Source organism: Myxococcus sp. XM-1-1-1 (genome assembly GCF_020037095.1).
Lineage (GTDB): Bacteria > Myxococcota > Myxococcia > Myxococcales > Myxococcaceae > Myxococcus > Myxococcus fulvus.
Genome location: NZ_JAIQDH010000003.1, coordinates 123695 through 137454, shown reverse-complemented (window position 1 = coordinate 137454; position 13760 = coordinate 123695). Strand labels below are relative to the sequence as shown.

At 70.3% G+C, this 13760-nt stretch carries 9 protein-coding genes; 6 read left to right on the top strand and 3 right to left on the bottom strand.

What is annotated here, in order from left to right; all coding sequences use genetic code 11:
• The first annotated feature begins 24 nt into the window (after positions 1-24).
• The 4 genes from K8640_RS08240 to sthA all read left to right on the top strand — a co-directional run bounded on the left by K8640_RS08240 (position 25) and on the right by sthA (position 6030).
• Entirely contained in the window at positions 25-825 is an 801-nt protein-coding gene (locus K8640_RS08240; protein ID WP_223746568.1) for a pseudouridine synthase, read from the top strand.
• 48 nt (positions 826-873) lie between these two features.
• A complete protein-coding gene (locus K8640_RS08235) occupies positions 874-2703 on the top strand; it encodes a right-handed parallel beta-helix repeat-containing protein (protein ID WP_223746567.1) in 1830 nt (609 codons plus the stop codon).
• Positions 2704-2783: 80 nt separating this feature from the next.
• On the top strand, positions 2784-4580 hold the full coding sequence (locus tag K8640_RS08230) for a dienelactone hydrolase family protein (protein WP_223746566.1): 1797 nt from the start codon (positions 2784-2786) through the stop codon (positions 4578-4580).
• A 43-nt stretch (positions 4581-4623) separates the two neighbouring features.
• On the top strand, positions 4624-6030 hold the full coding sequence (gene sthA, locus K8640_RS08225; RefSeq protein WP_223746565.1) for a Si-specific NAD(P)(+) transhydrogenase: 1407 nt from the start codon (positions 4624-4626) through the stop codon (positions 6028-6030).
• Positions 6031-6036: 6 nt separating this feature from the next.
• Here the strand turns inward: sthA and K8640_RS08220 are convergent, their stop codons facing one another.
• Together K8640_RS08220 and K8640_RS08215 are read right to left on the bottom strand one after the other, a co-directional pair.
• Entirely contained in the window at positions 6037-6375 is a 339-nt protein-coding gene (locus tag K8640_RS08220; protein WP_223746564.1) for a hypothetical protein, read from the bottom strand.
• 21 nt (positions 6376-6396) lie between these two features.
• Complete coding sequence (locus K8640_RS08215; RefSeq protein WP_223746563.1) at positions 6397-6759, bottom strand: nuclear transport factor 2 family protein; 363 nt, start codon at positions 6757-6759, stop codon at positions 6397-6399.
• Between the two features lie 213 nt (positions 6760-6972).
• Here K8640_RS08215 and fusA point away from each other — a divergent pair, with 213 nt between their 5' ends.
• Positions 6973-9087: an elongation factor G gene (fusA, locus tag K8640_RS08210; RefSeq protein WP_223746562.1), complete on the top strand. Its 2115-nt coding sequence runs from the start codon at positions 6973-6975 to the stop codon at positions 9085-9087.
• An 83-nt stretch (positions 9088-9170) separates the two neighbouring features.
• Positions 9171-11102 (top strand): ABC-F family ATP-binding cassette domain-containing protein, encoded by a 1932-nt coding sequence (locus K8640_RS08205; protein ID WP_223746561.1) that lies wholly within the window; start codon positions 9171-9173, stop codon positions 11100-11102.
• 188 nt (positions 11103-11290) lie between these two features.
• Here the strand turns inward: K8640_RS08205 and K8640_RS08200 are convergent, their stop codons facing one another.
• Complete coding sequence (locus K8640_RS08200) at positions 11291-13747, bottom strand: ABC transporter permease (RefSeq protein ID WP_223746560.1); 2457 nt, start codon at positions 13745-13747, stop codon at positions 11291-11293.
• Positions 13748-13760 lie beyond the last annotated feature (13 nt).

The following is a 13760-nucleotide window of genomic DNA, read 5'->3' as shown; positions in this document are numbered from 1 at the left end:
CTCCATCGTCCCCTCTGGAAGCCCATGCCGCGCAAGCCCGACAAGACCAAGCCCCCGCAGCACCAACGATGGGAGGGCAAGGAGAAGCCGGACTGGCTGTCTCGCGCCCTCGCACGCGCGGGCGTGTTCCCCCAGAAGGAGGCCGAGGACGCCATCACCGCCGGACGCGTCACCATCAACGGCCGCGTCGCCAAGATGGCCCTCACCCCCGTCCCCCCCGGCGCCACCGTGCGCGTCGACGGAAGAGTCGTCCCGCTGTCCGCCCCCGCCACCCGGGTGCTCGCGTTCCACAAGCCCGCGGGCGTGCTGTCCTCCACCGTGTCGCAGCACCGCACCGGCACCGTGTTCGAAATCCTCCTCCGACAGCTCCCTCCCGAGCTCGCCGGCTACACGTGGCACGCGGTGGGCCGGCTCGACGTGGACTCCACGGGCCTGCTGCTCTTCACCAATGACGACAAGCTCGTCGCCCACGCCACGTCACCGGACACGCACCTGCCCAAGCGCTACGTGGCCACCGTCTTCAGCACCGCGGATGACGAGCGCGTGGAGCCGCTGCGCAAGGGCATGGTCCTCGACGACGGCCCCGCCCGCCCCGCCACCGTCCGCGTGCGCGACGAGAAGACCGTGGAGGTCACCCTCACCGAGGGCCGTCACCACCAGGTGAAGCGGATGCTCGGCGTCGTCGGCCTCCCCGTGCGCGCCCTCCACCGGGAAGCCGTGGGCGGCATCGAGCTCGACATCCCCGAGGGCACCTTCCGGCTCCTCACCGATGACGAGGTCCGCGAGGGCCTGCGCTACACGGGACGTACCGAGTCACCAGAATAGACACGCCCGAGCTCGCGGGATGTCTGCCCCTCGGCGCACAATCCGCGCATGAGCCCTCGCATCCTCCGGACGTGGTGTGGTGCCGCCGCGCTGCTGCTCAGCGTGGCCTGCGGTGACAGCGGTCACGACGACACCCGAGCCGACGCGGGGACGCATCCCCCCGACGGCTCCGTGCCCACCCCGGACGCTGGCGCACCCGACAGCGGCACACCCGAAGAGGACGGCGGCACGAATACCTCCCCGGATGGAGGCCCGAGCGGAGGCCCCGACGCCACCGTCCCCGGCGCCGTCACCCTCCCCTTCCCGACGCTGCAACACCTGACGGTGGAGTGGGCCTTCACCGGCGACGCCAACGCCAACGGCACCGTCGCCGTGCGCTTCCGCCCCGCGGGCTCCAGCACCTGGCGCAAGGCCCTGCCCCTGCGCCGAATCCCCGCCGGGAGCAACGAGGGCTTCTCCTGGGCCCAGCGACACTCCGGCAGCATCTTCGGGCTCCAGCCCGCGACGCAGTACGAGTTGGAGCTCACACTCGCCGACCCGGACGGCGGCGGCGCCGTGCGCACGGCGACAGCCACCACGCGCGCGGTCCCGGCGCCCATGGCGAACGCACCCGTCAAGGCCGTGACGCCCGCCACCTTCGCCAGCGTCGCCGCGAGCGCCCAGCCCGGAGACCTGCTCGAGCTCGGCAGCGGGACGTACACCGGCTTCGACTGGTCGCGCAGCGGCACGGAGGGCAAGCCCATCGTCCTGCGAGGCACGTCGGGCACCGTCATCAACGGCCCCGTCAACCTGTTCAACCAGAACCACGTGCACTTCGACCGGCTCACCATCAACGGCCGCCTGCGCTTCAACGGGACGAAGAACTTCGCCCTCACCCGCTCCACCATCAACGCCACCTCCGCGAACGGCGGCGATGCGGTCGTCACCTTCCTGCGCGCGGAGAACGCGTACATCGCCGACAACGTCGTGACGGGCATCACCCCGTGGGCGGAGTCCTCGCTCGGCGTCAATGGCAACAACCAGGGCGAGGGCATCTGCGTCACGGGGCCTGGACACGTCATCCAGAACAACCGCGTCACCGGCTTCCGCGACGGCATCTCCTTCATGGAGGACGACGCCGCGGTGGACCAGTACAGCATCGACGTGCTCGACAACGACCTCATCGGCAACGCGGACGACGGCGTCGAGGCGGACTTCTGCGCCCACAACTGCCGCATCGTCGGCAACCGCCTCACCAACAACTTCATCGCGCTGTCGTCCCAGCCGAGCCTGGGCGGGCCGACGTACTTCGTCCGCAACGCCGTCTACAACGCGGTGCACATCGCCTTCAAACTCTACCGGGGCAGCTCGGGCGACGTGCTCCTGCACAACACCGTGGTGAAGCACGGTGACGGCTTCGGCATCACCGCGACCACACCCGTGGCCCGGCTCCACGCTCGCAACAACCTGTTCATCGGCGGGCCCGGAGGAACTTTCAACGGCTACAGCAGCGGCAGCGCCCAGGGCAGCGTCCTCCACCTCCCCTCGCTCACCACGGCGAACGCCGACCTGGACCACGATGGCTATGGCTCCACCTCCGGCACCTTCAACGCCAACTGGGGCGGCACGCGCATCACCTCCCTGAACGACCTGCGCGCCAAAACCACCGAGAAGCACGCCGTCCAGGTGGACCTCGGGGTCTTCGCGGCGACGGTCGCCTACCCCGCGTCCCCCATGACGCTTTATGCCGCGCCCGACCTGCGTCCTCGCGCGGGCTCCACCGTGGAGAACGCCGGCACGCCGCTCGAGAACATCACGGACGGCTACTCCGGCTCGGCCCCGGACCTCGGCGCCCTCGAGGTCGGCGCCCCCATCCCCACCTACGGCCCACGCCCCTGAGGACTTGCGCTCGCGCCAGGAGCGCTCAGACTCGCGAGGGCCCCACCCTTCACGGGGCCCTCTCACAGTCGAGGCGTTCCATGTCCGGGTCTCGCCCCTCGTCGTGGTGTCAGCGCGTCCTCCTGCTGGCCCTCTTCATCACGCTCCCCGTCGCGGCCGCGCCCGCGCCGGAGCCGGCCACGCTGCTCGCCGAGCTGCACGAGGTGACGAAGCATGACGCCACCGCGCCGCTCGACGTGAAGAAGGTCCGCGAGCAGAAGCGCGGAGACGTCACGGTGACGGAGCTGACCTATGCCAGCCCCAAGGGCGGACGCGTCCCCGCCTTCCTCGTCACCCCACCGGGCCCAGGTCCCTTCGCGGGGCTCGTGTTCCTGCACTGGGGTCAGGGCTCGAAGAACGAGTTCCTCGACGAGGCGCTCTCCCTCGCGCGCTCCGGCGTGGTGTCGCTGCTCGTCGATGCGCCGCACGTGAGGCCCGAGCCCTGGCGCGGCTCGCTCCGGGGCGCGGCGCTGTACCCCACGCACCTCCAGACGCTGCTCGACATGCGGCGCGGCGTGGACCTGCTCGTCAGCCGTCCCGAGGTCGACGCGAACCGGCTCGGCTTCGTGGGCCACAGCATGGGCGCCATGGTGGGTGGAGCGCTGGCCGGCGTCGAAGCCCGCGTGCGCGCCTTCGTGCTGATGAACGGCGTGGGTGACTACTCCAAGAGCATCCTCACGCTGGAGCGCGAGAACGAGAAGAAGCTCGCCGACGCGATGTCCGAGCCGGACTTCGCCGTGTTCGCCCGGAAGATGGCGGCCCTCGACGGCGTGGTCGGTGTCGGCGCCGCGAGTCCCCGCGCCCTGCTCTTCCAGTACGGCCGCTCGGACCCGTGGGTCACGCCCGAGCAGGTCCGCGCCTTCATCGACGCGGGCACCGAGCCCAAGCTCGCCCGGTTCTACGAAGGCGCGCATGAGCTGGGTGACGCCGCGCGAAGGGACCGCGCCCAGTGGCTGCGCATGCACCTGGGCTTCGGCGAGGTGCCCTCCTACGGCCCGCCCATGTTCTTTGCGCCCGCGCTGCCCGCGTCCCTGGACACGCCGGTGCCCGAGTGGGCCAAGGCCCGCCCCGTCCTCACCATCCCCGGCATGGAGGAGGTCCAGGTGCGCCGGGGACTGACGTACACGCGCATGGGCAACCGCGACTACAAGCTGGACCTCTACATCCCGGATGCCATCTCCCAGGGCCCCGTCCCCGTGATCGTGCTGGCCCACGGGATGATGCACCCGGGCCTCACGCCCTTCGTGAGGGACCTGCCCGCCTTCGCCGGACAGGCGCGCTGGGTGGCCGCGCACGGCTACGCGGTGGCGCTGGTGGAGCTCGGCTCACCGGCCACCGGCGCGGAGCCCGCCCAGTGGTACACGCGCGTCGCGGACCTCCAGAAGCGCCTCGACTCGGCGCTGGCCTTCGTGCGCAAGCAGGCCGCCACCGAGAAGCTCGACGCGAGCCGCGTCTGCCTGATGACAATGTCCGCGGGCGGGCTCTGGGGCCTGTCGCCCGCGCTGCGCAAGGAGCCTCCCGCCTGGCTGCGCTGCGCGGTGGCGTGGTACCCCTTGCTCGACGCTCCGGGCGTGAGCCCCTCGCCGCTCTCTGCCCTGAAGGCCACCCACGCGAAGAAGGTGCCGCCCCTGCTCGTGCTGCGCGCGGGCCAGGATGCGCCGGCGCTCAACGCCGCGCTCGATGACTTCGTGAAGGAGGCCCGGACGCGAGGTGCGCCCCTCACACTGCTGGAGCTGCCCGAGGGCCACCACGGCTTCGAGCTCACGGACGACGTCGAGAGCGCTCGGGAGCTGATGCGGCAGACCGCTCTCTTCCTCGAGGAGCACCTGACACGGTGAGTTCGCTTCAAAGGGTGCGTGGGGTCGCGTAGTTTGGGGTCCTATGAGGGACTTCGACCTGGTGGTGATTGGCTCCGGCCCGGCCGGTGAGTGGGGGGCGGTGCAGGCGGCGCTGGCGGGCAAGCGCGTGGCGGTGGTGGAGCGTGAGCCCGTGCTGGGTGGAACCGCGGCCAACACCGGGACGCTGCCGTCCAAGACGCTGCGCGAGACGTCGCTGCACCTGTCCGGCCTCAAGGCGCGAGGCCTCTACAGCGTGGAGACGACGCTGCGCCACGAGGCCACCGTCTCCGACTTCCTCTACCGCGAGCGCCGCGTGAAGGGCATGGAGCGCGAGCGCATCGCCCACAACCTGGAGCGCCACGGCATCCAGGTGTTCCAGGGCAACGGCACGCTCCTGGACGAGCACACCGTCGTGGTGCGCCGCGCGGGCGCCGACGACGTGCGCCTCACGGGCGCCTTCATCCTCGTCGCCACCGGCTCCAAGCCCTACCGGCCTCCGCTGTACCCCTTCGGCGACGTGCGCGTGCACGACTCGGACGAGGTGCTGGAGATCGGCCAGCTGCCCAAATCCCTCGTCGTGGTGGGCGGCGGCGTCATCGGCTGTGAGTACGCGTGCATGTTCGCCGCGCTCGGCATCCCCGTGACGCTGGTGGAGGTGAAGCAGGAGCTGTTGTCCTTCCTCGACGACGAGTTCTCCGCGCTGCTCGCCCAGCGCATGGAGGCGCTCGGCATCCGCCTGCGCTTCGGCCAGACGGTGGAGAAGGTGGACGTGCCCGCCGCGTGCGAGGTCCCCATCCGCCTGACGCTGTCCTCGGGTGAAGAGGTCTCCGCGGACCAGGTGCTGGTGGCCTCGGGCCGCTCGGCGAACACGGACGGCCTGGGGCTCTCCGAGCTGGGCGTGAAGCTGGGCTCCCGGGGACAGGTGGAGGTGGGCCCGGGCTTCCAGACCGCGGTGCCGCACATCTACGCGGTGGGAGACGTCATCGGCTTCCCCGCCCTGGCCTCCACCTCCATGGACCAGGCGCGCGTCGCGGTGGAGCACGCCTTCTGCCTGGGGGGCCCCCTGGCCATCGCCACCGTGCTGCCCTACGGCATCTACACCATCCCCGAGGTCTCCACGGCGGGCGAGACGGAGGAGGGCCTGCGCGCCAAGGGCATCCCCTACGTGGCCGGCCGCGCGCGCTTCGCCACCAACCCGCGCGGGCAGATCATCGGCGAGACGCACGGCCTCCTGAAGCTGCTCTTCCACCGCGAGAGCCTCAAGCTGCTGGGCGTGCACGTGCTCGGCGAGCAGGCCTCGGAGCTGGTGCACATCGGCCTGGTGGCCATGCTCACCGGCTCCACCGCGCGGCTCTTCCTGGAGACGTGCTTCAACTACCCGACGCTGTCGGAGGCCTACAAGTCGGCCACCTTCGACGCGATGGACCGCCTCAAGCGCGGCCTCGTCTGAGCGCGCTCAGCGGCGCTGGGACTTCGGCGCCGCGCCAGCCCCCTTCAGGCTGCCCACGGTGAGCCCCGACGGGCCCGGCGCCGCGCGGTGGACGTCATCCGCCGAGGCCCGGGCCAGCGAGGACTCGGGGGACTCGCCCGCGGCGGAGCGCCCGCCGCCCTTGCCGCTGGCGCCGCGCAACAGCTCCCGCGCGCGCTCCCAGCGGACCTTCTCCTCCGCCATCAGTCGCGTCAGCTCCTCGCGGGCCTGGGGGTCCTCGAGGCCCGCCGCCGCGGCGGCCACCTTGTCCAGGAACGGGAGCAGGTAGCCGAAGTCCTTGTCGAAGGCGCTGGGGTTCGTCGCCATGGGGGCACCCTATCCCGGCCGTCAGCCGTGGTACACGCGCGAGGCGACAATCCGCCCGCCACGCACCTCCAGCACCTCCGCCACCGGCATGGGCTCCTCGCCGGGCGCGTGCCGCAGGTACTCCATGAAGACGCGCTCGCCGTCCGCCGTCAGCGCCGTCTCCTCGTAGCGCAGGCCAGGCAGTCGGGCGATGGCCTCCCGCCACCACTTCGCCAGGGCCGGCCGGCCCACCAGCTTGCCGCCCGTCTCCGGGTGCAGGACCCTGATCTTGGGCGAGGTGTGCGTGCAGTCCTCGGCGTACAGCGCCACCAGCCCCTCCACGTCATGCGCATTGAAGGCGGCCAGCCAGGCCCGGGCCACGGAGAAGTTTTCGCTCGCGCTCATGGTTCAGAAACCCTCGGAAGAATTCGGTGACAGTCTCTCGACAGCGAGAGTCCAAGCCGCCTCTTATATAAGGTAGGGCCCAGATTGTAGGACAAGGTGGGAGTATTGGACTCCACCGTCATGCGGATTTGGCTGGAAACCAAGTCCCGTGGGAAGTAAGGGCCCCGCCTGCTCTGTTCCGTCAGGCACATTCAAGAAAAGAAGGACCGGATCGTGGCCGCCAACGCACCCATCGAGAAGATTCGTAACATCGGTATCTCCGCCCACATCGACTCGGGCAAGACGACGCTCTCCGAGCGCATCCTGTTCTATACGGGCAAGATCCATGAGATCCACGAGGTCCGCGGCAAGGACGGCGTGGGCGCGATCATGGACTCGATGGACCTGGAGCGTGAGAAGGGCATCACCATCCAGTCGGCCGCGACGTACGCGATGTGGGGCGACTTCAACATCAACCTCATCGACACGCCGGGACACGTGGACTTCACCATCGAGGTGGAGCGCTCCCTGCGCGTGCTGGACGGCGCCATCCTGGTGCTCTGCTCGGTGTCCGGCGTGCAGTCGCAGTCGATCACGGTCGACCGGCAGATGAAGCGCTACCGCGTTCCGCGCATCGCGTTCGTCAACAAGATGGACCGCGCCGGCGCGAACTATGACCGCGTGGCCGCGCAGCTGAAGGAGAAGCTGTCGCACCACCCCGTCAAGCTGCAGATGCCCATCGGCGGCGAGGACCGCTTCGAGGGTCTGATCGACCTCATCCAGATGAAGGCGTTCTACTTCGACGGTGAGAACGGCGAGAAGATCCGCGAGGAGGAGATCCCCGCGAACATGCTGGAGGACGCGAAGGAGCGCCGCCAGCAGATGATCGAGGGCGTGGCCGAGGTCGACGACCAGCTGGGCGAGCTGTTCCTGTCGGACGCCGCCATCCCGAACGACGCCATCATCGCCGCCGTCCGCCGGGCCACCATCGGCCTGAAGATGACGCCCGTGATGTGTGGCTCCGCCTACAAGAACAAGGGCGTGCAGCTGCTGCTCAACGCCGTGTGTAACTTCCTCCCGAACCCCAAGGAGGCGACCAACAAGGCGCTGGACCAGAAGAACAACGAGGCGGAGGTCATCCTCGAGTCGGACCCGGAGAAGCCCTTCGTCGGTCTGGCGTTCAAGCTGGAGGACGGCCGCTACGGGCAGCTGACGTACATGCGCGTCTACCAGGGCCGCGTCACCAAGGGCGACTTCATCGTCAACCAGGTGAACCAGAAGAAGGTCAAGGTGCCGCGCATCGTGCGCATGCACTCCAGCCAGATGAACGACATCAACGACGCGACGGCCGGCGACATCGTCGCGCTGTTCGGCATCGAGTGCGCCTCCGGCGACACGTTCACCGACGGCTCGGTGAACTACACGATGACGTCCATGCACGTCCCGGACGCGGTGATTTCGCTCGCCGTGGAGCCCAAGGACCGCTCGGCGCTGCAGAACTTCTCCAAGGCGCTCAACCGCTTCACGAAGGAAGACCCCACCTTCCGCGTGCACCGCGATGAGGAGTCCGGGCAGACCATCATCCGCGGCATGGGTGAGCTGCACCTGGAGATCTACATCGAGCGCATGAAGCGCGAGTACCAGTGCGAGGTGAAGGCCGGCAAGCCGCAGGTGGCGTACCGCGAGACCATCAGCCAGAAGGGCGAGTTCGCCTACACGCACAAGAAGCAGACCGGTGGTTCCGGTCAGTTCGCGCGCGTGTGCGGCTACATCGAGCCCCTGCCCTCGGACGCGGTGCAGCAGTACGAGTTCGTGGATGACATCGTCGGTGGCTCGATTCCGCGCGAGTTCATCCCCGCGTGCGACAAGGGCTTCGCCGAGGCCGTCAAGAAGGGCAGCCTCATCGGCTTCCCCGTCGTCGGTGTGCGCGTGGTCATCAACGACGGCGCGTTCCACGCGGTCGACTCGTCCGAAATGGCGTTCAAGACGGCCGCCATCATGGGCTTCCGCGAGGGCTACGCCGCCGCCAAGCCCATCATCCTCGAGCCGATGATGAAGGTGGAGGTCACGGCGCCCGAGGACTTCCAGGGCTCCGTCGTCGGCCAGCTCAACCAGCGCCGCGGCACCATCCTCTCCACGGAGACTGCCGAGGGCTACGTGACGGCGGTGGCCGAGGTTCCGCTGAACACGATGTTCGGCTACTCCACGGACCTTCGCTCCGCGACGCAGGGCAAGGGCGAGTTCACGATGGAGTTCGCCAAGTACACGCCGGTGCCGCGCAACGAGTCCGAGGCCCTGATGGCCGCGTACAAGGAGAAGCTCGCGGCCGAGCAGGCGGCGCGCAAGTAGTCCGCGCCTCCCAGGCGTCCAGGTTGTAAGGAAGGCGCTCCTCTTCAGTGAGGGGCGCCTTTCGCCTTTTCGGGAGACTCACCGTGACGCTGCTCCGTGCCGCCAACGTCCAGCTCAGCTTCGGCAGCCGCACCGTGTTCGAAGGGCTCACCGTCACCATCGAAGAGGGTGAGCGGGTGGGCCTGGTCGGCGTCAACGGCTCGGGCAAGACGTCGCTGATGAAGATATTGGCGGGCGCGGCCAGGCCGGACACGGGGGAGCTGCAGCTGCGCCGTGGAGCCCGGGTCACCTACCTGCCCCAGGAGCCGGAGTTCGCGGAGGGCGCCACGGTGGCCTCCGAGCTGTCCGTGGCCCAGGGGCCGCTGCGCGAGGCGCTGGCGGCCCAGGCGGAGCTGGCGAAGAAGCTGGAGTCCTCGCCCCCGGAGGCCCACGAGAAGCTGATGGAGCAGCTGGCGGCGCTGTCGGACCGCATCGAGCAGCTGGGCGGCTGGGACACCGAGCACCACGCGAAGACGCTGCTGGACCGGCTGGGCGTGAAGGACTGGGACCGGCCCGTGGCGCAGCTATCGGGCGGTCTTCGCAAGCGCGTGGCCATCGCCCGGGCGCTGCTCACGCGGCCGGACATGCTGCTGCTCGACGAGCCCACCAACCACCTGGACGCGGACACGGTGGACTGGCTGGAGGAGGAGCTGGACAAGCTGCCCGGGGCGCTGCTGCTCGTCACGCACGACCGCTACTTCCTGGACGGGCTGGTGGACCGCATCGTCGAGATCCAGCCGGGCGCGGGCGTCACGTCGTACCCGGGCAACTACCAGGCGTACCTGGAGCAGAAGCTGGTGGCGCAGGAGAACGCCGAGGTCGCCCAGCACAAGCGCGAGCGGTGGATTGCGCAGGAAGTGGCGTGGCTGCGCCGCGGGCCCGAGGCGCGGCGAACCAAGAGCAAGGCGCGCATCGAGCGGGCGCAGAAGCTGATGGCGGAGAAGGGCTTCCAGCGCCCCAAGGTGGCGGACCTGCGGGTCATCGCCGCGCCCCGGCTGGGCCACACCGTCATCGAGTCCGAGGGGCTGACGAAGGCCTTCGGCGCGCGCAAGGTGCTCGACGGCGTGGACTTCCGGCTGCAGCGCGGTGAGCGCGTGGGCCTGGTCGGCCCCAACGGCGTGGGCAAGACGACCTTCCTGCGCGTGCTGTTGGGCGAGCTGCCCCCGGACGGCGGCAAGCTCGTCATCGGGAAGAACACGAAGGTGGCGTACTACGACCAGAACCGGGCGCAGCTGGACCCCGAGATGACGGTGTACGACGCGGCCTCGCAGGGCGAGGACTGGGTGGACCTGGGAGACCAGAAGGTCGCGCTGCGCGACTATCTGGACGACCTGCTCTTCCCGGTGCCCATGCAGCGGATGCGGGTGAAGGCGCTGTCGGGCGGCGAGCGCAACCGGTTGCTGCTGGCGCGGCTGTTCCTGGAGGGCGCCAACGTGCTGGTGCTGGACGAGCCGACGAACGATCTGGACATCGTCACGCTCAACGTCCTGGAGCGGCTGCTGCTGGACTTCGGGGGCAGCACGCTGCTCGTGACGCACGACCGGTACTTCCTCGACAAGGTGGCCACGAGCATCGTGACGTTCGACGGCAACGGCCGCGTCACGCGCTACGAGGGCAACTACACGATGTACCGGCGGCTCAAGGAGCAGTCGGACGCCATGGCCGCCGCGGAGGCCGCCAAGGCCGCGCCGAAGAAGGTCGAGCCCGTCGCCCCCGCCCCCGCGCCGAAGGCCGCGAAGAAGCCGGGCAAGCTCTCCTACAAGGACCAGCGCGAGCTGGACGGCATGGAGGCCGCGATTGAAGCGGCCGAGACGCGCAAGGCGGAGCTGGAGGCACAGCTGGCCGACCCGACCATCTACAGCAAGAGCGGCAAGGTGGCGGAGGTCCAGAAGGAGCTGGACGCCGCCGTCGCCGAGGTCGACCGGCTCTACACCCGGTGGCAGGTCCTCCAGGACCTCGCGGGCACTGGGGCCTAGTCACCCCATTTGCCGGCGCGCGAAGTCCGCCCTTGAATCCAGGGGCTCCCGTGCGGAGCCATTCCTTCCCTCCCAGGGAGTCCCTGACATGTCATTCATTCATTTCGTGCCGCCCGGTGTGCCGGGTGTTGTCACCGTTGTGTCTGCTGTTGGCGTGGGGCTGTCGTCCGGAGGAGGGCCCTGCCGGCTCAGTCGTACCGGAGCGCGATGATGGGGTCCACGCGCGAGGCCCTGCGCGCGGGCAGCCACGTGGCGACGAGGCCCACGGCGAGCAGCGCCAGGGGCGCGAGGAGGAAGGCCCACGGGTCCAACGCGCTCACCCCGTGCACCAGCCCGGACACCACCCGCGTCAGCGCCAGCGCGCCCACGAAGCCCAGGCCCACGCCCGCGCCCACCGAGCCCAGGCCCTGGAGGAACACCAGCCGCACCACCTCGCCGCGCGTGGCCCCCAGCGCCAGGCGCACGCCCATCTCCCGCGTGCGCTGGCTCACCAGGTACGACAGCACGCCGTAGATGCCCACGGCCGCCAGCCCCAGCGCCAGCGCCGCCATCAACCCCAGCAGCACCATGTTGAAGCGCTCGGAGCCCAGCGTGCGCGCCACGTGCGCGTCCAGCATCAGCGTCTCCGACACGGGCTGCCGCGGGTCCACCGCCCACAGCTCCTTCTGCACGGACGCCACCACCGCCGCGTGACTCCCGGGCGACTTCACCACCAGGTTGCGCGGCAACATCCGCACGAGCAGCTCGTTGAGCCTGCGCGTCACCTGCCCCGTCGGCACGTACAGCACCGCGGGCGCCTCCTGGTCCAACCCCCGCTCACGCACGTCGCGCACCACGCCCACCACCCGGCGCGGCGTGTCGTCCCGGAGCGACGGCACCGAGTGCGCCACCCGGATGGACTTGCCCACGGGGTCCTCGCCCGGCCAGTACTTGCGCGCGGCCGCCTCGTTGATGACCACCACCGGCGCCGAGCGCGACGTGTCCGTCTCCTCCAGCCACCGCCCTCCCACCAGCCCCAGCCCCAGCGTGCGCGCGTAGCCCGGCGACACCGGCCGGTACTGGCCGAAGCCCACCCCGGGGCCGTCCTCGCGGCCCTCGTACTTGCCCTCGATGGCGAAGCCCATGCTGGAGCCCATCTCCATCGGCAGCGTGGGCGTGGAGCCCACCTCCACCACGCCGGGCAGCGCGCGCACCCGCTCCTCCACCTGGCGCAGGAAGCGCTCCACCGCCTCCGGCTCGCCGTAGCGGCCCTCCGGCAAGGACAGCCGCAGCACGTGCACGTCCGTCGCGTCGAAGCCGGGCTTGACCTCCTGCAGCGCACCGAAGCTCCGGATGAGCAGCCCCGCCCCCACCAGCAGCACCACCGCGAGCGCCACCTGCCCCACCACCAGCACCTTGCGCGTGCGCCCCGCCCCCGCCCCCGCCGTCGCCCGCTGGGCCCCCTCGCGCAGCGCGTCCTGGAGCCTGGGCCGAGAGGCCTGCCACGCCGGGAGCAGCCCGAAGAGCAGCCCCGTCACCACCGACAGCCCCAGGGAGAACAGCAGCACCGTGCCCTCCAGCTCCACCTGCGTCCCCGGCGTGAGCAGCTCCGGCGGCGCCAGCGACAGGAGCGCGGGCAGCGCGCTCGACGCCAGGAGCACCCCCAACCCGCCGCCCACCAGCGACAAGAGCAGGCTCTCCGTCAGCAACTGCCGCACCAGCCGCCGGGGCGCCGCGCCGAGCGCCGCGCGCACCACCAGCTCCCGCTGCCTCGCCGCGGAGCGCGCGAGCTGGAGGTTGGCCAGGTTGACACACGCGATGAGCAGCACCAGCCCCACCGCGCCCAGCAGCACCCAGAGCGCCAGGCGCAAATCCCCCGCGAGCGCCGCCCGCAGGTCCACCGCGCCGAAGAACTCGTGGGCGCGCATCAGGTGCGGCTTCTGCGCCGTCAGGCGCGCGCTCAGCGTCTTCAACGCGGCCTCCACGCCCTGGGGCGACAGCCCGTCACGCACCCGCCCGGTGACGAACAGGAAGTTGGAGGCCTCGTTGTTCGTCATGTCCAGCTGCAGCGGCGTCCACAGCTGCGCCTCCGCCGGGAAGCGGAACGACTCCGCCGCCACGCCCACCACGGTGTAGGGCTCGTCGTTGAGCGTGAGCGTGCGCCCCACCACGTCCGGCGCCCCACCGAAGCGGCGCTTCCACAGCCCCTGGCCGAGCACCACCACGCGCGGCCCCCCCGGGACGTCCTCCTCCGGCAGGAAGCCGCGCCCCAGCTGAGGCCTCACGCCGAACGTCTCGAAGAAGTTCCCCGTCACCCGGACCCCCGCCAGCCGCTCCGGCAGCCCGTCCCCCACGAGGTTGAAGCCCGAGGGCAACATCTCCGACGCGGAGACCTGGGAGAAGGGCGAGCCCTCCGACGTCAGCCAGGCGTAGTGGGCGATCGCCAACGTCGTGTTGGGCCCGTCCGCGTCCCGCGCGTCCACCCGCACCAGCTGCTCGGAGCGGGGATAGGGCAGCGGCCGCAGCAGCACCCCGTGCACGACGCTGAAGATGGCCGTGTTCGCGCCGATGGCCAGCGCGAGAGTCAGCAGCGAGACGGCGGTGAACCCCCGATTCTTGAAGAGCAACCGGACGGCGTAGCGGAGATCCTCGAGAAGGACGGCCACGGATGACTCCTTG